Raw genomic sequence first — 22320 nt, 5'->3', positions numbered from 1 at the left:
GGTAAGAATATGATTTTTAGAAAGGATAAGAGCGAAAGATTGTCACTAAAAATACTTCTGAGTACAGCGTTGGTCATAGCCTTGATTTATCCAGCAATTGGAGCTAATCTCATCGTTGGTAGCGTGACACAAACAAAAACTGATGGACAGCTCGATACAATGGAAGTAACAATATCTCTCGATAACTATTCTGGAAAACTGGCGCAGGCATCGTTCTGGATTAAATTTGATCAGAACATGGTGAGTTACGAGGGGATTAATCAGACCCTTTCAGGTGCTGGATACTCATATACTCTGTTTGACAGTTCTGCAAATGGTCTGTTGAAAATAACTGTAAGCAGTACAAACCCTCCACAGTTAACAAACCCCATTCTTGTAGGAATTTACTTTAAAGAAAAAGTAAACGACGGATCATTTACATGGATCAACATAACGCAGGTAGATTCTCTGAAAGATTTCGATACTGGTGATATCCCCTATCAGATAACAAACGGAACCTTCACGACCCTCGACGAAAAACCACCGACAATAACCTTCAACAGGGCGAACTACTCAACAATCGGAGGCCCAGTTATTGATGTTAAGGCGAACCTCTTTGATCTGAGCGGTATAAACACGACGCTGGTTAAGGTTTACATAAACGGCACAGAACTCACTACGGGCTATACTGTAACACAGATCGACTCCCAGAACTATCAAGTAAGTATCACCCCGAACATAACTCAGCTTGGTTACACGCTCCCAACCAGCATCGCAATAAAAGTTGTGGCAGCGGACAGTATGGGTAATGCAAACACATCCTCCGTTATTGTCACTGTATCTGAGATGGGATTCTTCAACCCATCTCCTGCGGATGGCAGCTATATAAACGCAAATGCGACGACAATATCTGTAAGATATTCTTTGATAGATCCCTCAACGATAAAGATGTTTGTTGATGGAAATAATGTTACCTCTTCGATTACAGTTGATCAAAACACTTCAACAATTACATATCAAGCTACAAATCTTGCGGAAGGAGCACATACAGTTAAAATAAACGGAACAGGAACGGATAACAGCGGACATAGTCTTACCTGGAGCTTTACTGTAGATACAGTAAAACCACAGATCGCAAGCTTTACCATCTCAGATAGTGATGGGGATGGATTTATTGAGAGAAATGAAGTTCTAACAGCAAGCTGGAATGTTGCAGATACGAACTTTGACAGAGTTGTCTTGCTATATGGCACAACTGAGATATACACGAGTAACTCCAACCAGTCGACAAAGCAGTTCACTCTTGATAGTTACGGAAACAAGATCAAGATCAGAGTATATGATAAGGCTGGTAACTTTGTGGACTCAGCAGAATACTATGTTTATAACAACTATGTGGCTTATGCAGTTAGATCCCAGGCAAAAGAGGTAATGGGTCTCAACATAACGAAGCTCGCAATTCTGGATCTGCTTGATAAGAATATTGTTAGCTACACGCTGTACGGTGCTACTGGCTTCACACTTCCGCTGAACCAGGTGGAAAAGACGATAGTACCCGGGAGCAAAACCAATTATACCGTCTATATAGATAACAATGCAAACAAAACGATTACAAGCTTCCCGAGCACAGCAATTGTATACGACGAAAATACAATGCTCGACTTCTATGTCAAAGCTCCTGCAAAAGGGTTGATAATGGTTATGAAGATTAACGACACGAAAGCGAAGGATCTGGCCAACGATCTTGTCAGCAGCTTATCTCTAAGCTCATTGAGCCTTGACAATCTGCCAGAACTCATGGAATATGCATACATTTTCGACGAAAATGGTTGGGTCCAAGCTAAATATGTAAACAACCAGTTTACAAAGATTGGAACGACAAGAGGGACATTCACACTTCAGGCTAACATAAAGGATATAATCAACTCACATGCGGTTGATATCACCAATGGATTCAGGTTGAGCAACTATGACAGCAAATATGCAACTTCCGGCTACACCACAAGACCGGAACTCAGCTCTGGATTCTATGTGTTGCTGGTGATCGGAATCGACAATGATGTTACAGCACTGGACTGTGTGGTGCCTATTGTAACAGTTAACGGAACCCTTGCAAATAACAAGCCGACGATGGATACTTCTGTTGTTGCAGGTGGAAAGGTAAAGATCTCATTTAATCAGCAGATTAAGGCAGTTTCAGCAGTTGCAATAAAGGATGTTAAATATGATGCAGCCGTTAGAATGGACATCACACAGGGGCTGCTGAACATCGCGAACATAACGCTCAACTATGGTGGCAAAGCCTTGAAGGAGATCATACTGCTCAACAAGCATACAAACATCTGGATACCGGAGAGGATGGTTAAGGCGGCGTACACTTCATCTAACGAACTCGAACTCGACACATCAGGACTGGAGACTGGAACTTACAGAGTTTATGTTGTTGCACTGGATAACGATTACAAGGTATTCTATATTGGAGAATTGCTTTTGACTGTAACCACAGATACTGAAAAACCAAAAGTGTATCTGGATGTCTCATTTAGCGGAAATAATGCTAATGTTTCCTACTCTGCCTCGGATACAAATGAACTGGACACTCTGAAAGTGTATCTGACATATCCAAATGGAACAAAAGTTAGCGTTGTGGATCTATCAAATATCGGAAAGGAAAGCTATTCGGGAACCTTTACAGTGCCAATGACACAGAGTGGTGCTTATACTGTCAGTGCAGAGACCACAGATATTGCGGGCAACTTGGCCACAGATTCGATCAAATTCAGCAAGCCAGTTATTGTTCCACCAAATGTAACCCAGCCGGCAATAGATGTTCCTGATACGAAAGTAGAGGTTGAGGGTGGAACTGGTGGAGCCAATGTGAGTGTTGTTACGAAAGCTTCCAATGATCCACAGGATGTTGGGGTTACAGTAGCCCTAACTGCCAAGAAACCAGTTAAATATGTCAAGGCAGAGATGAAGATTGTAAACGGGAGTGTCAGGAAGGTGTACCTGTATGTCAAGTACACAGATGCAGAGATTGCAGGATTGGACGAAAACAGCCTAACTTTATTCTACTGGAATGCTGCAAACGCCACATGGGTTGATCTGAAAGCTTATGTTGGGAAGTGGATCGATGCGACGCACTATGTTTACAGCTATGAGCACAACAAGAATGCCAACTACATCAAGGTCGCACTGAGCAACCTCAGTGTATTCGCACTTGGTGGTGCAAAGCCAGCTCCAGCCCCGGCACCAGTGGTTGGTAGAATCGGTGCTGGAGGTGGATATGTTGTTACTCCAGCCCCAACTCCAACCAAGCCACCGGTTACCCCAACTCCAACCAAGCCACCGGTTACCCCAACTCCAACCAAGCCACCGGTTACCCCAACTCCAACCAAGCCACCGGTTACCCCAACTCCAACCAAGCCACCGGTTACCCCAACTCCAAAGCCATGGTGGTCTATACCTGGATTTAAGATAGTCTATGCGATCGCTGGATTGCTTGCAGTGGCTTATCTGTTGAGAAGGAGAAAGTAATGGATAGGAGGATTTAATTGAAGTACTTGAAATATTTCATTCCTCTTTTTTTTATTTTGGTTGCAGCTAATGCAGCTAATGCAATAGAGATCACAGTTACACCCTCAAAAGTTGTTGGTGGTAATTACTACATCGTCAAAGGAGATGCTGAGAAAATAACTGTAACAGGATCACCCAATCAGGTTGTTCAGGTGAGCCTCACATGTAAGTTCACAGTATCTGCGAGTTCTGGGAAATATGATTATAAAATAGACAGTTTTCCTATACCGTTGGATGTTGATTCGGTATCGGTTAAAGCGTACAGGGTTAATAACCTGCGACTCAAGACAGTTTTTTTCATTTTTCCTGTCTATGTACCTACAAGTGGCCCGAAAGTTGCAGATTCAGCAGGATATGCTACAGTCTCGATAAATCAGAGGATATCTAAGGGAAGTTACGATATAGAGATATTCGGAGACACTAACTATACTCAGGTTACTATCGAGGCCACAGTTAAATCCACAATAGCTCTTGATAGCAGTGGAAAATATGAGTTGGTGTATGATACCTCCAAAATACCAATTGGGGAGTTGCACATTGTTGCTGACGATAAGTCGTTCAAGGCATTTGTTGTTGGAAGCAGCAGTGAAATCCCTGAACCAACACCAACATCCACACCAACCCCAACTCCTGTGCCAACTACTCCAACCCCAACCCCAACATCCAATCCTGAACCTACCCCAACCCCAACCAAACCACCAGCTACATCAATTCCAACTACTCCAACCCCAACCCCAACATCCACTCCTGAACCAACACCAACATCCACACCAACCCCAACACCCGTGCCAACCACTCCAACACCCACTCCTGAACCTACCCCAACCCCAACATCCACTCCTGAACCAACACCAACATCCACACCAACCCCAACACCCGTGCCAACCACTCCAACACCCACTCCTGAACCTACCCCAACCCCAGTCCTGTATGTGCCTGGATTCACTCACACACTGTTGATTATAGCAGCCATAGTTTCAATAAAGCTAATATCCAGAAAGTGAATCACCCCTCGCTCACGCAAGGGGTTTCGGGATGGGTTTGAGCTAAGCCCCTTACCACCCCAAGGGGGACACAACCCCTTACTACTCCTATCTGTCCCAGCACGGCAGATTCGGAGCTACCTCTCAGCCTGTGGAAGACTCTTAACCTGATTATTTGTTTGAGGCCAGACGCCATATCCTTCAAAACATGATCCGTCTGGCCAATCTCGTACAGGTACTTTTTCAGGATGTTTCTTGCTGAGTTGACATCTGCGTTGATGATACCAATCACGGACTTGAACCTCTTTACCCTTTTTCGAGGTTCGTAGTACTCTCTTGAGGGGTACTCGTACTTGACAGAGTCCACACCAGAGGTATACTCCTCACTTACTTCTACGACATCCCCAAACTTGTACTTGAGGTGTCTTACCACCTTCCCGTGAGGAAGCAGGGAGAACATCTGGTTTACGAGGTCGGGCAACTTGCTTTCCTTGTTCTTGGATGAGTGAACATTCCCAACGATGATCCTTGTCACCTGTCTCCTGGCAAGCTCCACAATCAGGTTTGATACACGGTGAGAGAAATCTCTCAGCAAATTTCTCACCCGCTTCCAGAGCTTGGCAATTCTTTCGTTGAGTTTGTGGTGTGGTAAGCCCTCTTTCAGGTTGTCTCTTCTAGACTGCAATCTGGAGATTTTCTTGAGGTATTTTCTTAGAAGGGACATTAGACCTCTGCCATCGATGATGTATGATGTGGGGTGGTCCTCGATAACGATGACTGCAAAGTTGGAGGTGTTGAAGTCGATGCTCATCAACCTCTCTTTTTCTGGTTGTTGGGTTTGCTCTTGCTCCACTGAATATATGATCCCCATCTGGTAGAATATCCTGCCAGAGTACTTGAGAGGTGTGATCTGGATGTTTCTTACATCATACTGAGTTAAGTCGATACCAGTATCAATCCACAAGTACTTCTTGTCAAAACCGTACTCCTCTTTCAAGTATTCTCTCAGTTGTTTTGTATGGATAACCTGATCTTACTCCCGAGCACCTTGAAACCTGTTTTGTCGTAGATAATGGTATGATGTGCCCTCCTCTTATCCATGAATCCTGGCCTTCTTACGGGAGAACTGTAATTCTCAGGATTCTTCAGGTAGTCGAAATACTTTTCCCAGCCCTCAACGAGCTGACCCATGAGGATCTGGGCTGACCTTGAGTGAATGTTTCTGACGAAGAAGTTGTTTCTGAGTTTGCTGTAGATATCGTAAACGTTGAACTTGAGATTTCCGTTTATGAGGTGGTAGTTGACGACATTCCACACCTTGCCAGCGTTGTAGCAGAGGTTACCGATGACTATCTCCTGCTCCCTGGTTAGTCTGGGCTGAATGACTATGCATCGGTTTTCCTGCACATGCATACGTCTGCGTTTGAGGATATATATGTTGAGAGTGGTGTGAAAGTGAACAGGAGTATCAACCCGCCCACCTCCCCTTGCGTATCCCCTCCCTCGCGGAAGGAGTCTTGCAAGCAACGGGAAGATAAAAACCTAAACTTTAAATCCTGAAAATGACAAGTTCTATACGGGCTTGCAAAACCGGCGGGGCTGAGCAGTGATGCTCCGTGCGCTCTGCAAGCCCACATCACAAATACTTTCTCATTCTTTCGCTTAATCTCTCTCTTGTAATCGGTTTTTCGAGTACCTCTAAAGCTCCGGCATTGACCAGCTCCTTTCCTTTCCCTTTAGCATATGCTGTAACTCCAATTATTTTTGCATTGGGGTCTATCTTTAAGATCATCTCTGAAGCTTTAATGCCATCCATTTCAGGCATAACAACATCCATCAGTACCAGATCTGGCTTGTAAACCTTGTACAGTGCTATAGCCTCTTTTCCATTTTCAGCCTCATATACCTTATACTCTTTTGAGAGCATACTCTTCAGAATGGATCTAACAAGAGGGTCATCGTCTACAATCAGGACTCTCTTCATGAGATTTGAGTACATCTCAAATTATTTAAGATTTGTTCGTTTTCCGACTTGTGTTAAAAATCTAAAAAGTATTGATAATATATTAATAATAATAAGCAATAACTTTAGCTAATCTCTCTATTCGTCGACTGAAATCCTCTCGAGCTGGCTGGAAACATTCCATATCAATGTTCTCACATGCATTGGCAGATTTGGGTCTGAAGCTACCTCTTCAAGCTGAGATATTGCTGAGGATGCTCTAACAGCTAGAGATTCCTCACCATGAATCAAATCTTCCTTAATTTCATTCGCAAGCTTTCTAATATTCCTCGGAACTGAATCATCGAATATTATTCTGTCGAGGACATCTAACACTTCCTGTGGTACTGTTTTTGCCATAGGCATCACCCCTCTGAAAACTGAAATTTTTTATTACCGTTCAACAACTTAACATCATGGAAGATAAAAAAATTTCGGAGTCGGTAAAATTACTATATAAAGGGGCTAAAATGCTCCCATATCACTGTCCTGAATGCAACTCACCACTTTTTAAAAAGGATGATAAAATGTTTTGTCCGTATTGCAAGAAAGAAGCTGTATTTGAAAAAGATGTTGAGAATACTATAATGGGTGCTGAGGTTATCCCTGAAGCCTCTACAACAAAGATTGAAAATCGGGAGAATCAGGCTTTAGGTATGAATCACAAGAGCATTCTCGAAGAGAAACTTAATTATGTGCTTGAATATATGAAAAAAGCGAAAACAATAGATGAAATAGAAAGACTGACAAATTTGGCAGATAAGCTCGTGACTCTGATTGAGAAAATTGGTAAAAGCTAGCCTTCCATAATCTGATAGTACAGGCTCAGAAATTCCAGATATACTGCTCTTGTTATCCACTTTGCGTGAGATAGCAAGAAGTTGTATATTTCGCTACCTTCTCTGGCATTGCTTATCATCTTCGGTATGTCTATCTCAAGGGGACAGTTTTTCTTGCACCTCTTACACGAAAGACAGAGCTTCAGATTGGATTTTCCTTCATAGAATGCTGAATATAATGCAAATCTTCCTCCTTTGAACTCTTCACCAAAAACTCTGTATGCGGGACAGTTAATAACGCAGTTTCCGCAACCTATGCAATGAAAAAGCTCCTTGTATCCATTTTCGATCAGATATTTCCTTTTGTTGTCTATTAAAATAACTGTACACTCTTTTGGATTGTGGATCCCTTTAATAAGCTTTTTTTCAATATCTGCTGTTTTACTGACACCGCTAATGATTTCTATGAATGATGGTACGATGTTTCCAGTAGCGTAAAATGTCTGTATTTTTGCCGAATTAATAGCCTCCTCTATATTTGGATAGAACTTGTCTATTCCGGCAACTATGATCCACTTTTCTGGCCTATTTGCAACCTCAAAAATGTTGCCCTCATTATGCAGGACTAAAATGGAACCTTCAGCAGTTATCGCATTTGCACCACTTATTCCTATCTTTGATTTTTGTATACTTTCCTTCACATCCTTAAGCAAAAATTTGATAATCTCTTTAGGACCATTCAATCGGACACCATATTTTTTATCAAGGATACTTGAAATTTGGTTTAAGGACAGATGAACTGCTGGTCCTGTAGGATGAGATGGGTTCTCGTTGAGCAGTTGTATCAGCCTATCTCCGATATCGGTTTCCACAACTTCTATTCCATCTGCTTCTAACTCTTTAACAAGGTTGATCTCCTTTGTTATGTTTGATTTTGATTTAACCACTAACCTCTCTTTACCTATCTCTTTTTTTATAATTTCAATCGCTTTAGAACTATCTTCAGCAAAAAACACATTGAACCCATTCTCTTTTAAACTCTTTATAGCTGCATCCATGAGTTTCTTGTTGCCCACTGATCTTTCCCTAACATCCTTCAGTCTCTTCAGTCTGTTATCGAGATCTCCTATTTTTGGAAGATTCTGTCTCTGCCTCCTTTTCACTTCCTCGAATGCTTTCTTCATCGAAAGCAATTGAATGTCGTTCATTGTCGTGAAATCCACTTTAAGATTAAATATCTTGTTGAAAAAAATTAAACACCGAGATAGATTCTTTTTATTTCCTCAGAATCCTTGATCTCGTCTATCGTCCCTCCGAGAACGATCCTGCCCTCGTTGAGGACATACGCATAATCTGATATTTCCAGAGAGGCAAAGACATTCTGTTCCACGAGCAGTATCGTCAGCCCCTCATCTTTTAGTTTATGGATTGTGTCGAACATCTGCATCACGAGTTTTGGAGCCAGTCCCTGGCTTGGTTCATCTAAAAGAATTATCTCTGGATTTGTCATTAAGGCTCTTGCTATCGCCACCATCTGCTGCTCTCCACCACTGAGTGTTCCTGCAAGTTGCTCAGACCTCTCTTTGAGCCTCGGAAAAAGCGAATATATCAGTTCCAGTGATTCGTTCATTTTCTCCATTGCCCTATCGCTGTAGGCCCCAAGTATCAGATTTTCTCTGACAGTCATGTTTGGGAACAGATGTCTACCTTCGAGAACCATTGTTAATCCATTCTCAACTTTCTTGTGCGGTGGCATAAGTGTTACATCCTCATCCTTGAAGAAGATCTTACCGTTCCACGGTCTAACCAGTCCAAAAATCGTTTTCAGCAGAGTAGATTTTCCTGCTCCGTTTGGTCCCAGGACGGTGGTTATGCTGCCTTTACTCACTTCAATCTCAGCGCCCCAGAGCACCTGCATAGTGCCGTATCCGGATTCGAGAGCTTCAACCCTGAGAATTTTATCCATAAAAACACCCCTCAACTCTCCAACTTTTTGCCAAGATAGACTTCCACAACTCTCGGATCGTTTAGAACCTTGATCGTTTCCCCTTCAAGCAGTTTTGAGCCCTGATGCATGACTATAACTCTTTCCGCAAACTTCGTTATCGCATGCATCAAATGCTCTACCATAGAGACTATCGATATATCTTCTTCCTCTCTAATCCTTTTGAGCAAGTTGATCAGCCTGTCAATATCTGATGGATTCATTCCTGCCATGACCTCATCTAAAAGCAGAAGCTTTGGCTTCATTGCTAACGCTCTGGCAACCTCCATCAACCTTTTTTCCAGAGGAGTTAGCTTGCCTGCTGGGGCATCCCTCTTATCATATAATCCAACCACTTTCAGGTAGTCATCTGCAATGGCTAACGCCTCATCAACAGAAGCTTTTGCATACCCAAACATCGCCCCAACAGCTACATTCTCCCTCACTGTAGCGGAGTTGAACGGTCGTGGTATCTGGAAGGTTCTCGCTATGCCGAGGTGGGCTCTGGTGTGGATTGGGAGGTTTGTTATATCCTGCCCCTCAAAGAAAATCTTTCCCTCATCTGGGATGTAAACCCCATTGATGAGATTGTACAGTGTTGTCTTTCCACTTCCGTTTGGGCCAACTATTCCTATTGCCTCGCCCTTCTCGATTGAGAAGCTGACCTTGTTTACTGCTACAAGTCCACCAAATCTTTTTGTGACATTCTCAAGCTTTAAGATTTCCATAATCTCTACCTCTCTACCTCAGATATTTTCTTGCAGTTTCACTCGACAACCTGTTCTTGATACTGCCAACAACACCATCCGGGAATGCGACAATTATGACAATCAGCAGTGGTGCTAGAATCAGCAGCTGGAATCCAGGTAGAATTATTGACAGGTAGTATTTCAGTATTCCGTAAATCAATCCTCCAACAATCGGGCCAAGCAATGTGCCAGCCCCTCCGAGCATGACTATGACTATAGCCTCTACAGTGTAGGTTATCAGAAACACATCTGATGGGAACACATATGTCATCTTGAGCGTCCATGCGGTAGCACCAATCAATCCCGCAAAGGATGCACTTGTTATGAATGCCATGATCTTATACTTCGTTACATTTATTCCCATAACCTTCGCCGCATCTTCATCCTCTCTAACTGCCATCAATGCATACCCCATTTTTCTGTTCAGGATCATTACAGTTACAATTGCTGCAAGGATTGCTATGATGAACACGAGGACATCTGAGACGAATGTTGAGATGTAGTTCGCCATCTCCCTGCCAAACATCTTTCTCATGTCTCCTGAGATGATTATCCCCTCCGAGCCACCCCAGAGCTTTGCACCCTCGATGAAATATCTGAAACCCTCGTTGACACCTATGGTGGCAATTGCGAAGTAGGCTCCCCTCAACCTCAGCGCAACGGCACCAACTGCAAGGCTGAGAATCGAGGACATTATTATCGCAAGGATCAGGCCAAGTATAATGATCCCGAAGCCCATTCCTGGAGAGGCAAAGGTATCGAAAGCTAGAGCCATTCCATATGCACCCAAAGCAAGAAATGCCACATAGCCGAAGTCAACATATCCTGTCAGCCCGAGGAATATGTTGAAAGCCTGTCCCAGAGTTATGTAGAACATTATGAAAGCCACTGGCTGCCACATTCCTGGGGTTGAGATTCCTATGAGAAAGAGCACAGCATAGATCAGCATCACTGGAAGTAGAGAGCTGTATTTTTCAATCATTTGCTATCCCCTCCGAACAGACCTGTTGGCTTTATCAGCAGTATAACCAGCAGAAGCGTGAAAGCAACAAACCTTGTCAGGCTGAACGGCTCAACACCCGGTATAAGTCCGAGAATTGTGTATGAGCCATTCTCTATCAGTCCGAATAAGAATCCTGCAAAGAAGGCCCCCCATGGAGAGCCAAGCCCACCAAGCACTGCTATTACGAAAGCCTTCAGCGTGTACTCATGGCCCATGTATGGGTTTATTCCCACAGGAACGAACAGCGTTACCAGAACACCACTTGCGACTGTGAGAGCTATTCCTATTGCAAAGCTCAGGGCGTAGATCCACCTCACATTTATCCCGCATGTCGCAGCACCTTCAGCATCTTCAACAACAGCTCTGACAGCCTTTCCGAGCTTGGTCTTCTGGAACCAGAGATACAGCAGGTACGCTATAATTATGCTCGAAATGAATGCAAGTATCTTTGAGTATGGAATTAGGATTATCCCAATATCTACATCACCTATGTTCCATGAGTATCCTCTGTGATCTGGCCCCCAGATGAACTTCGCAACTTCTTCAAGCAGAATACCTATTGCGAATGTCGCCAGCAAAGTTGACAGTTCTGGAGCGTTTAAGAGCCTTCGTATGACCGTGTAGAATATCACAAAACCTAAAGCCAGTCCAAGCACTATCGCTACCGGGATCGAGCCTATCGGTGCCAGGCCGAACAGTGTGAACATCCAGAATGCTGTGAATGCTCCGACCATTATGAACGGTCCATGACCGACATTGACGATTCTGAGCACGCCAAATATCAGGCTCAGACCCATTGTGGATAGGCCATACACTGAACCGAGGATAGCTCCATAAATTAGATTCCCAGCTAACTGCTCTAAAAACACCATCTTTCCACTCCTAAAAAATTAAAAAAATTTATAAAATTATCACTCTTTAACAGCTTTCTTACCTTCAGCTTTTTCTTCCCAAGTCGGGATAGGGTAGTATGGATCCGCATTTGCGGCAGCTTTAGGCCAGACAATCTTCTTCTCTCCGCCCTGCCACTGGAATATGACCATCTTGTGTCCTATCTGCTTTCCAGTCGCTGGATCGATCTTCCACTCACCGAAGAAGGTCATGAAGTGCAGGTTGTTCATTGTCTCCCTGACCTTGTCAGTGTCGAGGCTGTTGGCAGACTCAATTGCTTTGACATATGCAAGAACTGCAGCAGCTGCTTCAGCAGCATGGTAGCTTGGAGTCACATCCTTTCCGGCGAACTCATGGAACAGCTCGAGGAATTCATCCTGTGTTGGTCCGAAGTACTCCAATCCGGCTTCCTTAGCAGACTCTGGGCTGTACTTGACTCCAACCTCCCACTGTCCGGGACCGCATATACCCTCAGCGTTGTTGCCCAAAGCTTCATAGAATGCTGGCAGTGCTGGGGCGACGAGTATCGATATTGCTTTTGCATCAAGCTTCAGATCAGCCATCTGGCTCGCAAGCAGCTGGCCATCTGCGAAGTGTCCACCGCCGATTATTATGTCTGGATTAGCGGCCTTAACTTCCTGCAGCAATGGCGTTAGATCCTGTGGGTTTGGCGGATAGGTCTTGTCTATCACAACTTCAAATCCAAGTTCCTCGGCATGCTTTTTGGCTCCGGCAAAAACAGCCTTTGAGAACTCGCTGTCTTCATAGACCATCGCTATTTTCTTGGCATCTGGATCGATAGCCTTTATCATGTCGATGAAGGCCGTCTGGTACTCGCTGGCCGGGCTTAATGTCTGCACAACATAGGCATAACCCTGATCGAATATTCTGTCACTTGCACCACCGTGGCTCATGTAGAGCACACCATGCTTGTCAGCTATGGGTGCTCCGGCAAGAGTCAGTCCGGAGCTGTATGGGGCTAACAGGAAGTTGGCCTTATCTGAGGTTATAAGCCTTTCAACCAAACTCTGAACGGCCTCCTTTTTAGACTCATCATCGTAATACTTGAACTCCAATTTTAGTTTCTTTCCACCAACACTAACTCCGCCATGGACATCGTTAACCCATTTTATGGCGGCCTGAATACCCCATAAGGACATCTGTCCTTCTTTGGAATATTTACCACTCATGCTGAGTGTTCCACCAATTAGAATGCTCTCTGGCAGAGTTTCAGTGTTTTCAGCTTTTGCTTCCTGGGTTGGTGTTGGTTTAGCCTGCTCCTGCTGTTGGGCACATCCAATCAATAGAGCCCCAATCAAAAGAGCCACTAAAATCCCGATTTTAATTTTTTGCATCCTCTAACCCCCAAATCATAGTTTTTAATAATTTTAAAAACATCGCAAATAAAAACATTTCGGTTTGTTAATCTTTTATCAGTTTCTATCATCTGCTATTTAGGGGCTATCTAACTGTTTTTAAAAATTGTTATGAAACTTTATTAATAATTTATTTTTTGAGATCTAGGTTTTTCGATCTCGTCCTTGATATGCTTTACGAGCATCGTTTATCTTCCCGTTGCTTGCAAGACCCCGTGCGTGATAGTATTTCACAAAGTAACAAGCGTTGAAGTTGTGTTAACACTTACTATTAGGTGAGAATATTCATATTCCTTCCTGTAATTGTTATACTTTTAATCCTCGCGCCATTCGGCTCGATTCACTGTAGATTGTTAAAGTCGTTAGAATGCTAGAAAGTACAGTCGTACTCCTTACAATGATTCAAGTTTTAAGGTGCACCACAAACCTGCTCTCACTTTCAACAGGGCATAAATGAATATATAAAGTACTGGCAGTGTGATCACGTAAATAAACCCTTCCAAACTTCAACAGAACACATGTGAACGGTCTCGTAGAAAGAGACGCCAAGTTTATAGCTTAAATACTCAATGCGGTTACCAGCTATAAGCAAACGAACCCGTTACATCTCTTCTCGCTCCCGAAATAGTTACCTTCAAAATCTTGAATTTCCTGGCTCTGAGACCCATCACAACAGTATCTTCACTTTTTAGATTTTTTGTTTGTTGTTTTTATTTTTGCAATTCAATCTTTACAATGATGTATTTATAAATCAAGTCTTAAAGTACTCCAGTGATAAGAACAGAATACATGAGATAAGCACTGTAGGCAGAAGTTGTTCGATACTCTCAAGTCAAGAACTGCATGGATGAAACAATTAACTTTAAATATAAAAAATTTTAAATTAAATTATCTAATCCTAATCGTTGTAGTGTAGACTTTAATGGCTCTCCTGTTTTCTCATTCCAACCCATTAGCCTGTAGTATTCCCTGACCATCCACTTAACATGCTTTCTAACATCCTTGTCTTTTCCCGGCCCCTTTGGAGGTGGTTCAAGAAATCTGGGGCCAACATCGTATATGTCATCTTCTGGTCTTAATCCAAGCCTCAGATTAACAATCCTTTCTAAATTTATCACCTTCTCTCCGATTATAAGTGCTTCATCTCTTGAAACGGTAAATCCTGTTGCTGCCTCAACAACCATTGCTTCGAATTCTAAAGCACTTGGAACACCCCAGTCAGCAAACCAACAAATTCCAATGCTATCAACCCAGTTCTTCTTCAATTGCGTATCTCTTACTGCTTTCGGCTTTAGCCTCCAGTCAAAGGGATCCTGATATGAATCATAGCCGATATCTGGTTCTGTTGCCCAAGCATCAACTCCTGGAGCAGGCCAGCTGTAGCCACCACCAATCAGCTGACCAAGAAGAATCGCCCATGTAACTCTCCAGTCATGCAGATTTATTCCAGTACCTTTCACATGGATTGCAATGTTTTCAGCACCTATAGCTTCAGCAGCTCTTTTTGGACCCAAAGAAAGCAAGTAACCTATAAATCCTTCCTTATTCGCCGCCTTCTTCATAAGTTCTTCAACAAGTTTTGGATCACCCCACTTAAGTTCCATGCCATCGAGATCTTCCTTGCTCACTATGCCTCTCTCATACGCTTCAATGAGCATGGCTATTGTTGAGCCTATTGTGCTGGTTTCAAATCCTAACCTGTCTGCTAACTCAATCAGGTAAAATGTAGCTCCAGGATCGTAAACGCCAAGAAGAGACGAGACTCCCTCTAAATTTTCTCCTCCCCCTGCGGGAGTAGCTACAAATCCTTTGTAAGGCCCTTCAGTTATCTCAACTTCATAAGAACATGCAATCGGGCAGCTAAAGCATGCTTTAGGTTTATATTTGAACTTAGACATGCCTACAGCAAATTCTGGAGGACTGACATCGGTAAAGTTTTTGGCAGACAGCAAGTAACTTTCTTTAGTATATTTGTATTCGGACTGCGGAAGACCTCCTTTTGCGAGAGCATTGACTACATCGCTTTTCCAGAGGTTTTCTCGCCACATCTTCGCAACTTCTTTTAGTTTTTCCTCATCTCTGATTTGCACGTCCTGGGTTCCGTAGACAGCTATTGCTTTGAGGTTTTTTGATCCCATTATTGCTCCCATTCCAGAATGTGCAAATGAATGATGCTTGTCGTTCCATATGCCAGCTCCGCAGCACATATTTTCTCCCGCTGGGCCAATTGCTGCCACACTTGCTTTATCCTCGCCCACATCTTTTTTGATCAGATCTTCAGTTTCGTGGGTATCTTTTCCCCAAAATTTCGAAGCATTTCTTATTTCAGTTTCTTTGTCTTGGATCCACAGATACACTGGACTTTCAGCTTTTCCTGTTATTATTATTCCGTCAAATCCAGCTTTCTTTAAATTTGGACCGAAATATCCGTGGGTGTGTGATGCCCCCGTAGTATAGCCCGTGTCTGCATTGATTGAGACTGCTGTTGTGTTATTGCCGCACGGAACGGGCAAACCTGTGAGAGGTCCCGTCATGAATATTAAAGGATTGGCTGGATCGAACGGAGAAATATTTTCATCCAAACAATTAAAGAGATACCATAAGCCCAGTCCTTTTCCGCCTATAAAGCTCTTAAGAACACTTTCGTCTGGTAGGGGCTCGAACCACACTTCATCTCTGCTTAGGTCTACTCTCAAAATTTTTCCAACATAGCCATACCACATACATCGCACTCCCATCCACTAATCACTATCATCACTAATAATTATAGTTTGATAAATACTTAAAAATTTCGGGAAAACACACTAATCAATCTTGCCAACGCGCAGGCTTAGCTAAGTTTATATAGTTCTGCGAAATCCTCTCTTCGATGGCTGATTTTACAGCTACAGAAATGGCAGAGATACTGTTGATGATAAGAAACAGGTTCATGAGGCTGGTTGCAATCATAGCAGTGACATGGGCTTTGACATACATGTTCATCGCAGATACTATAATATCCAAAATAAAAACCGATCTTCTGCCAGAAGGGGCCAACCTGATCTATACTGCTCCACTTGAGGGTCTCATTCTCAAGCTGAAGATAAGTCTGTACATCGGCATAATTGCCGGGACGCCATATCTGGTTTATCTGATATATAAAGCCCTGAAAACAAGAACTGAGCTTCTCGAGAACATCAACCTAACGAAAAGCTCTGCGATCAAATATCTTATTGTGGCAATCATGCTGTTCACCTTGGGCATAGCTTACGGATACATGATAATGCTGCCGATTTTCATGCAATTCCTCTACAGCAGTGCAGCATCTCAGGGTGTGCTTGCCACATACTCCCTCGCAGAGTTCATAAACTTCATAATCTTGATGCTTGCCGTATTCGGTCTAGTTTTTCAAATGCCACTGATAATGCTGTTCCTCGTTGGAAACGATCTTGTAGAGTACAGAACAATAACCTATTACAGAAAACACTTTTATGTTGCTTTCTTCATTATCGGGGCAGCGATAACCCCTCCAGATGTGTTCACACAGGCGATGGTCGCCTTCCCGATGATCCTGTTCTTCGAGATCAGCATATTGTTTATAAGGATCGTTTATAGAAATAGTTTATAAGGATCGTTTATAGAAATAAAATAAATAGATAAAGAGTAAGTGGTCCAAGATCGTTTTTGTCGTAAAAAGAGATGGTAGAAAAGAGAAATTCAGCAAAGAGAAGATCATAAGAACCTTTGACACTCTCCACACTTTTAGTGAGGAAATTCTTGCTTCTGAGGGTTTCACAACCATCTACACCCACATCGGGCTTCTGCCCTCAGGTGCATCGTCCGCCCTCAGAAGCAAGGGGTGTGCCAGGCCAACGCATTCTTTTCTAGAGTTCTATATCGTATTAGAGTCAAGAGATAAGTCAGGAGAAAAAACAGGTCTTAATAAACTGTTCTTTGATTACCTCAAGAATAAGATGAAAATTTATATTTTAGTCTGTAGTCAAGTCTGTAGCCAAGACAGGAGAATATGCGGTAAGAAGCCAAGATTTGCTCCTTGCAAGTAGCCAAGTCAGTAGCCTTGTCAAGAGAAAATTACATCTTGGCGAAAAGTCCATAGATTTATCATGAGATTTCTCCTGTGTTTTCCCGAAATTATTTCTTCACTTCAACAAACCCCTGTGTGAAACTCGATGAAAAAGCGATAAAATGGATAATCCGAGAAAAAAAGAAAGGTACACCGACCAAACTGATAGCAAAAATAGAGAATATCACACCACAGAGAATAAATCAGATCTACAAACAATACAAGGAAACAGGAGGGATACTAAAGCTAAAGAAACCAGGAAGATCAAAGAAAGAACTATCCAACAATGAAATAAAAGCTATAAAGAAGCATACGAAGAATATAGGTGCAATGCAGCAGTTCTCCAAACAATTTAGAAAAAAGGCTATAACATAAGCAAGAACAAAATACATGAAGTGTTAAGGATGAACGGCTATGCTAAGGAAGAAAAAGCCAAAAAGAAGAGAAACAAGGATACGCTACGAAAGAGAACATTCCATGAGTTTGAGGTATACAGACTGGTTCTATTATAATGCAAGGATAATAGCCTATTTAGATGATGCTTCCCGTTTAATTGTTGGCTATGGTGTATTCGACAATGCAACCTCTGAAAATGCTATAAAAGTTTCTGAAGGAAGCCATAGAAAATTATGGCAAGCCTGAGTCAATATTAACTGACAGAGGATCTCAATTCTACGCTTCTCCAGGAGAGAATAAAGCTAAAGGAATCTCTAAGTTTGGAAAATTCTTGCAGAGAACGGAATTAAACATATAGTTGGTAGAGTAAACATTCCCAGACAAACGGAAAGATTGAGAAGTTCTACGGGACTCTTAAGGCAAAGATAAGGTATTTCGATATCATAGATGAGTTTGTGGAGTGATATAACCAAAAAACCTCATATGGGCCCTAATTTGGAGGATTTAGAGACACCTTATCAGGCGTTTCTGAGAAAGCTTCCTGCTGAAAGGATATTGGGTTACTGCTGGAGGTGGTTTGATGGCGGAAAATAATTTTAGGAAACTACAGGCAAAATTGATTAGCGAAATTCTTATATTCAATCCGGGAGTTAAAAATCTTTGACGCCGTCGTAGCTCAGCTGGCCAGAGCGGGTGACTTGTAATCACCAGGTCGCGGGTTCGAGTCCCGCCGACGGCTTAGATTGTGATTTTCAAACTTTACAAACTACTTATTTGAACTCTCGTTGTATGCAGAACCCATCTTCTTGAGAGCTTCTCCAAGCTTCTCTATGTACTCTCCAAAACCGCTCCAGTTTCCTTTCCTTATCTCTTCCATTGCATTCTGGTACAGCTGAATGGATGTCTTTATCAGGGTCTGCAGATCTTGGGTTTCGTAGCTCTCTTCCTGCAGTTGTCCGAAAACGAGCTTGAGCGAGCCCTCGAGGCTAGAGGTCATGGCGATTTTGTTTCCATAGGCTATCACTACCCCTCTTAGCTCAGGTATTTGTGCGTTCTCGGCCCTCAGATATACTGGCTCCACATAGATTATCGAGCTATCTATCGGAATCACGAGAAGATTGCCTCTTATTATCCTCGATCCGGTCTGGCCCCACAGTGTGAATATCTTGGATATCTCGGGATCCTGATCTATTCTGGCTTCGATCTGCATTGGGCCGTAAACGAGTGTGCCCTTTGGAAACTCGTACAGCAGGATCTCACCATAATTCTCCTTATCGCATCTTCCTGCCATCCAGGCGATGATGTTGTTCCTGTCCTTGGGTGTGAACGGGAGCATAAGGATGAACTCGGTTCTGTTTCCTATATTCATCATAACATAGTACGGCTCCATTTTGATCTCAAACTGGTCGAACATCTCTGTTGGGATATCCCATACATCCTCCTTGTTGTAGAATGTTCTTGGGTCATCCATATGATATATGGAGTATATGATCGCCTGAATCTTGAAGAGGTCTGCCGGATATCTCATGTGCTCTTTCTCTTCTTCACTCATCTCAGATGATGGGATAAATAGCTCCGGAAATGCCTTCATGAGTGTTTTTACGACTGGCTCATCGTCAACAACATAGAACTTGAGGGAGCCGTTGTACGCATCGATGTACACCTTTACAGAGTTCCTGATGTAGTTGAAGAATCCGTAGTTGTTGAATCCAGCAGAATACGGAAATCTATCCAGTACGGTGTAGGCATCAACAATCCAGTAGAGTTTTTTATCTATCACCACGATGTATGGGTCGGTATCGTACTTCAGAAATGGTGCCACGCTCTGAACCCTGTCCAATATGTTTCTGTGTATCAGTATCCTGCTTTCCGGAGTGAGGTATGTTGTGAGGAGGAGGTTAACATCACCGTACCTTATGCTGAAGAGCAATTTTTTAAGGTAGCTGTCTATTTTTACTCCACCAGTGCCGTTGTATGTTGTAAAAACATTTCTCTCTCCGGAAGGATAGTCGAACTCTTTCTGTTTCGTTTTTACTATTACATAATCGTTTGTTAGCTCTCCGAAGTAAATCTCCGGCCTGTCAACCTCAATCTCTCCCTTTGGCGGGATATCGTACACTATGAAATCTGGCTTACCCTCTTCGGAGACAACATTAACGGGTGAGGCTATGATTCCATATCCGTGTGTGTATATCAGATGCCTGTTGACCCATGTCTGCGCGTTTGTCTGGAGAAGGTCTGTTGAGAGCTCTCTTGCGGAAATCATTATCTGTGTGTAGTTTCCGTTTATGTAGTATCTGTCTATGTCAACATCGTTGATGTAGTAATAGGTTCTAATCTGCTGAAGCTGACGGTACACCTCCAGCAAAGGACGGTGATCCCAGAGCCTTATGTTGTTTATGATACCCTTGTTTCTCTCGATATCCTGGATCGTTAGAGTTTTTCCCACGGGAAACAGTTTCTTGTTGACATCCAGCCCGTAGGCCATCCTCGTGAAGTTTATGCTGTACTCGATGTACTTTTCCTCCAGAGAAATCTCGTTTGGCTCAACTCTCACTTTCTGAAAGGCAAATGCAAAGACCATTGCTAAGAAGAATATGGCTATCACTATCAGAAAGAGCGTTGGAAGCATCTCCAGCTGTCTTTTGACTCCGTAATATATAGCAAAGATCGATGCCAAAAATGATATGAACGAGATCAGGAGCAGGGAGGGTATCCTGACGTACACATCCGTGTATCCCGCTCCACTCAGAACACCTCCCTGAGCGTTTAGCAAATCAAATCTTCCTATGTATGCATAGATCCCAACAATGAAGAGGATTACAGCTATTAGAGCACTTATGTGTATATACCCGAGGTTCGGAAACAGCTCTTTAAACTCCTCAAAACTCTTAACCCATCTGAAGATGAAAAAGTAGTACACTACCGATATGAGAAAGCAGAAAATGACTATTGCCAGTATGGTGTACAGTATATCTTTCAGAAAAGGAAGTTTGAATACATAGAACGACACATCAATCCCAAATATTGGGTCTGATATGCCAAAATTCTCTGCATTCTGGAAAAAAACGAATTTAATCCAATCTCTCGCGAGAACATATCCTATAAACAGAGAAAGCAGGAAGAGGATCCATAAGGGTACTTTTAAAGGCTCTCCTAGGAACTCTTCACTTGCTTTATGCATCGCAAACCTATTAATAGCAAATATCAGAAAGCTTAGTGTGAAAAAGAACCCGAAAAGCTCGAGTCTGTAGATTATGGTCTTTACGAAATATGTTCCAAGATCGAGCGACTTAAACCACAGGTATTCTGTGTACAGGTATACTCCGGTACTCGACAGGATTATCAGTATGAGAATCGTTAGAAGGGCCCCCAGCACTTTCCTGTCAAGAGGAGCGGATATCTCAAGCCTTTCCTGTGCCACATTAGGGAATTATTTTGAGAACTATTTTATTTTTTTGGTTACTTTTTATTCTCTTACTTGGAGAGGATTTAATAACTCATTTCGCATTATGGCTGTAAAAGGTGGTCTTGATGGAAGTGAACATCATCGATGGAAACTTCATCTGCGATCGATACAGAAAACTTCTCAGGAGAAACTTCGGTAAGGATGTGGGTGATAAGCTTGAGCTACATCCAGTTGAAGTAGGATACCTGTTATTGAAAGGTATTGTAACACTTAAGGATGGCGATAAAACCATAAGCTTTGCTGAGTTTATTGAAAAATTCTCAGAGAAAGAAGGTTTCCTTCCGTACTTTTTTGTTTACTGTGATCTGAGGGATAGGGGGAGAAAAGCAGCTCCAGTTGAAAACTACATTGTCGCCAACAACATTTACCTTCCGGTCTCTGAGAGAAAAAAGGTTTTCCTTAAAGATTTGAACGAATTTTTTGATGAGCATGGAGCGTTCATTCTTGCTGTGGTGGATGAGGAGAGCGAGATAACTTACTATCGCGTTTACAAGCCCAAGATGGCTGGGAAAACGAAGGGGATAGACAAAAAAATAGAGGGCTACTTTGCCGGAGACAGGGTTTTAACGGATGATCTCGAAATCTTCAGCAGGTTCTTCTTTGGGAGTGAAAAGGATGGTATGGTTGCGTTATCGATTCTGGAGTCGCTCTACATGATAGAAGAAGGTATTCTAACACTTAATCTAAGCTTGAACGAGTTCAGGGCTAAGGCAGAGGCTATTGAAAGCAACTTTTTGGAGAGGTATGAGGTTTACAGGGATTTGAGAGAGAAGGGTCTGGTGGTTAAGACGGGATTTAAATTCGGAGCTGATTTCAGGGTTTATGAGGAGATAGAAGATGTAAGCCAGCTCCCACATAGCAAATACCTCGTATCGATAGTCTCGAATGATGGACTCAATCTGCAGGACATCTCGAGAGCTGTTAGACTTGCTCACAGCGTCAGGAAGAAAATGGTATTCACATTTAAGGATGGGGGTTGGACATACCTGTGTCTCGAGAGGGTTAAGGTATAGGTGTATAGAATAACTGAGAATAACTGCGAGAATCAAGGGAATCAAAAAGCTATTATA

17 protein-coding genes, 1 tRNA gene and 1 pseudogene are annotated in these 22320 nt (G+C 42.7%); 7 read left to right on the top strand and 12 right to left on the bottom strand.

Annotated features, from left to right (window positions below; genetic code table 11):
* The first annotated feature begins 9 nt into the window (after positions 1–9).
* Entirely contained in the window at positions 10–3516 is a 3507-nt protein-coding gene (locus tag ASULF_RS12065; protein WP_015591431.1) for a PGF-CTERM sorting domain-containing protein, read from the top strand.
* 56 nt (positions 3517–3572) lie between these two features.
* Positions 3573–4559, top strand: a complete 987-nt coding sequence (locus ASULF_RS12105; RefSeq protein ID WP_179943721.1) for a hypothetical protein — start codon at positions 3573–3575, stop codon at positions 4557–4559.
* Between the two features lies 1 nt (position 4560).
* On the opposite strand, the gene ASULF_RS09080 is transcribed toward ASULF_RS12105, so the two are convergent.
* The 4 genes from ASULF_RS09080 to ASULF_RS09070 form a co-directional block, all read right to left on the bottom strand.
* Complete coding sequence (locus ASULF_RS09080; protein WP_052312095.1) at positions 4561–5535, bottom strand: transposase; 975 nt, start codon at positions 5533–5535, stop codon at positions 4561–4563.
* A gap of 8 nt (positions 5536–5543) precedes the next feature.
* Positions 5544–5951: a hypothetical protein gene (locus ASULF_RS12225; RefSeq protein WP_052312094.1), complete on the bottom strand. Its 408-nt coding sequence runs from the start codon at positions 5949–5951 to the stop codon at positions 5544–5546.
* A 223-nt stretch (positions 5952–6174) separates the two neighbouring features.
* Positions 6175–6522 carry a response regulator gene (locus tag ASULF_RS09075; RefSeq protein WP_015591429.1) on the bottom strand — a complete coding sequence of 116 codons (348 nt, stop codon included), beginning with the start codon at positions 6520–6522 and terminating at the stop codon, positions 6175–6177.
* 117 nt (positions 6523–6639) lie between these two features.
* Entirely contained in the window at positions 6640–6900 is a 261-nt protein-coding gene (locus ASULF_RS09070) for a UPF0147 family protein (RefSeq protein ID WP_015591428.1), read from the bottom strand.
* A gap of 56 nt (positions 6901–6956) precedes the next feature.
* On the opposite strand from ASULF_RS09070, the gene ASULF_RS09065 reads away from it, so the two are divergent.
* The gene (locus ASULF_RS09065) at positions 6957–7340 is read left to right on the top strand and encodes an Sjogren's syndrome/scleroderma autoantigen 1 family protein (RefSeq protein WP_015591427.1); all 384 of its coding nucleotides are present in this window, start codon (positions 6957–6959) and stop codon (positions 7338–7340) included.
* Here the strand turns inward: ASULF_RS09065 and ASULF_RS09060 are convergent.
* The 7 genes from ASULF_RS09060 to ASULF_RS09030 form a co-directional block, all read right to left on the bottom strand.
* A complete protein-coding gene (locus tag ASULF_RS09060; protein WP_015591426.1) occupies positions 7337–8527 on the bottom strand; it encodes an LUD domain-containing protein in 1191 nt (396 codons plus the stop codon). The genes ASULF_RS09065 and ASULF_RS09060 overlap by 4 nt on opposite strands.
* A gap of 44 nt (positions 8528–8571) precedes the next feature.
* Complete coding sequence (locus tag ASULF_RS09055) at positions 8572–9285, bottom strand: ABC transporter ATP-binding protein (protein WP_015591425.1); 714 nt, start codon at positions 9283–9285, stop codon at positions 8572–8574.
* A gap of 11 nt (positions 9286–9296) precedes the next feature.
* Positions 9297–10031 carry an ABC transporter ATP-binding protein gene (locus ASULF_RS09050; protein WP_015591424.1) on the bottom strand — a complete coding sequence of 245 codons (735 nt, stop codon included), beginning with the start codon at positions 10029–10031 and terminating at the stop codon, positions 9297–9299.
* 13 nt (positions 10032–10044) lie between these two features.
* A complete protein-coding gene (locus ASULF_RS09045; protein ID WP_015591423.1) occupies positions 10045–11034 on the bottom strand; it encodes a branched-chain amino acid ABC transporter permease in 990 nt (329 codons plus the stop codon).
* The gene (locus ASULF_RS09040) at positions 11031–11927 is read right to left on the bottom strand and encodes a branched-chain amino acid ABC transporter permease (RefSeq protein ID WP_015591422.1); all 897 of its coding nucleotides are present in this window, start codon (positions 11925–11927) and stop codon (positions 11031–11033) included. The genes ASULF_RS09045 and ASULF_RS09040 overlap by 4 nt, the downstream gene beginning before the upstream one ends.
* A gap of 39 nt (positions 11928–11966) precedes the next feature.
* On the bottom strand, positions 11967–13301 hold the full coding sequence (locus tag ASULF_RS09035; RefSeq protein WP_015591421.1) for an amino acid ABC transporter substrate-binding protein: 1335 nt from the start codon (positions 13299–13301) through the stop codon (positions 11967–11969).
* A gap of 899 nt (positions 13302–14200) precedes the next feature.
* Positions 14201–16045 carry an aldehyde ferredoxin oxidoreductase family protein gene (locus ASULF_RS09030; RefSeq protein WP_015591420.1) on the bottom strand — a complete coding sequence of 615 codons (1845 nt, stop codon included), beginning with the start codon at positions 16043–16045 and terminating at the stop codon, positions 14201–14203.
* Between the two features lie 146 nt (positions 16046–16191).
* Here ASULF_RS09030 and tatC point away from each other — a divergent pair, with 146 nt between their 5' ends.
* The 3 genes and pseudogenes from tatC (at position 16192) to ASULF_RS09015 (ending at position 18520) form a co-directional block, all read left to right on the top strand.
* Positions 16192–16929, top strand: coding sequence for a twin-arginine translocase subunit TatC (gene tatC / locus ASULF_RS09025; protein ID WP_015591419.1), 738 nt, complete (start codon positions 16192–16194; stop codon positions 16927–16929).
* A 552-nt stretch (positions 16930–17481) separates the two neighbouring features.
* Positions 17482–18375, top strand: a pseudogene (locus ASULF_RS11590) (DDE-type integrase/transposase/recombinase).
* A gap of 71 nt (positions 18376–18446) precedes the next feature.
* Positions 18447–18520, top strand: a tRNA-Thr gene (locus tag ASULF_RS09015).
* Positions 18521–18547: 27 nt separating this feature from the next.
* Here the strand turns inward: ASULF_RS09015 and ASULF_RS09010 are convergent.
* Positions 18548–21205 (bottom strand): UPF0182 family membrane protein, encoded by a 2658-nt coding sequence (locus tag ASULF_RS09010; RefSeq protein WP_015591418.1) that lies wholly within the window; start codon positions 21203–21205, stop codon positions 18548–18550.
* A gap of 110 nt (positions 21206–21315) precedes the next feature.
* Between ASULF_RS09010 and endA the strand changes: the two genes are divergently transcribed.
* Positions 21316–22263 (top strand): tRNA-intron lyase, encoded by a 948-nt coding sequence (endA, locus tag ASULF_RS09005; RefSeq protein WP_015591417.1) that lies wholly within the window; start codon positions 21316–21318, stop codon positions 22261–22263.
* Positions 22264–22320 lie beyond the last annotated feature (57 nt).

The sequence above is a fragment of the Archaeoglobus sulfaticallidus PM70-1 genome (genome assembly GCF_000385565.1).
Classification (GTDB): domain Archaea; phylum Halobacteriota; class Archaeoglobi; order Archaeoglobales; family Archaeoglobaceae; genus Archaeoglobus_A; species Archaeoglobus_A sulfaticallidus.
Note: the sequence above shows the minus strand (reverse complement) of the source record. Positions and strands in the feature narration are given on the sequence as shown.

Excerpts from the sequence above, each read along its gene's own strand:
- ASULF_RS12225 (WP_052312094.1), bottom strand. The coding sequence starts at position 5,951 with ATGCATGTGCAGGAAAACCGATGCATAGTCATTCAGCCCAGACTAACC.
- ASULF_RS09035 (WP_015591421.1), bottom strand. The coding sequence starts at position 13,301 with ATGCAAAAAATTAAAATCGGGATTTTAGTGGCTCTTTTGATTGGGGCT.
- ASULF_RS09070 (WP_015591428.1), bottom strand. The coding sequence starts at position 6,900 with ATGGCAAAAACAGTACCACAGGAAGTGTTAGATGTCCTCGACAGAATA.
- ASULF_RS12065 (WP_015591431.1), top strand. The coding sequence starts at position 10 with ATGATTTTTAGAAAGGATAAGAGCGAAAGATTGTCACTAAAAATACTT.
- ASULF_RS09065 (WP_015591427.1), top strand. The coding sequence starts at position 6,957 with ATGGAAGATAAAAAAATTTCGGAGTCGGTAAAATTACTATATAAAGGG.
- ASULF_RS09030 (WP_015591420.1), bottom strand. The coding sequence starts at position 16,045 with ATGTGGTATGGCTATGTTGGAAAAATTTTGAGAGTAGACCTAAGCAGA.
- endA (WP_015591417.1), top strand. The coding sequence starts at position 21,316 with ATGGAAGTGAACATCATCGATGGAAACTTCATCTGCGATCGATACAGA.
- ASULF_RS09045 (WP_015591423.1), bottom strand. The coding sequence starts at position 11,034 with ATGATTGAAAAATACAGCTCTCTACTTCCAGTGATGCTGATCTATGCT.
- ASULF_RS09040 (WP_015591422.1), bottom strand. The coding sequence starts at position 11,927 with ATGGTGTTTTTAGAGCAGTTAGCTGGGAATCTAATTTATGGAGCTATC.
- tatC (WP_015591419.1), top strand. The coding sequence starts at position 16,192 with ATGGCTGATTTTACAGCTACAGAAATGGCAGAGATACTGTTGATGATA.
- ASULF_RS09075 (WP_015591429.1), bottom strand. The coding sequence starts at position 6,522 with ATGAAGAGAGTCCTGATTGTAGACGATGACCCTCTTGTTAGATCCATT.
- ASULF_RS09055 (WP_015591425.1), bottom strand. The coding sequence starts at position 9,285 with ATGGATAAAATTCTCAGGGTTGAAGCTCTCGAATCCGGATACGGCACT.
- ASULF_RS09050 (WP_015591424.1), bottom strand. The coding sequence starts at position 10,031 with ATGGAAATCTTAAAGCTTGAGAATGTCACAAAAAGATTTGGTGGACTT.
- ASULF_RS09060 (WP_015591426.1), bottom strand. The coding sequence starts at position 8,527 with ATGAACGACATTCAATTGCTTTCGATGAAGAAAGCATTCGAGGAAGTG.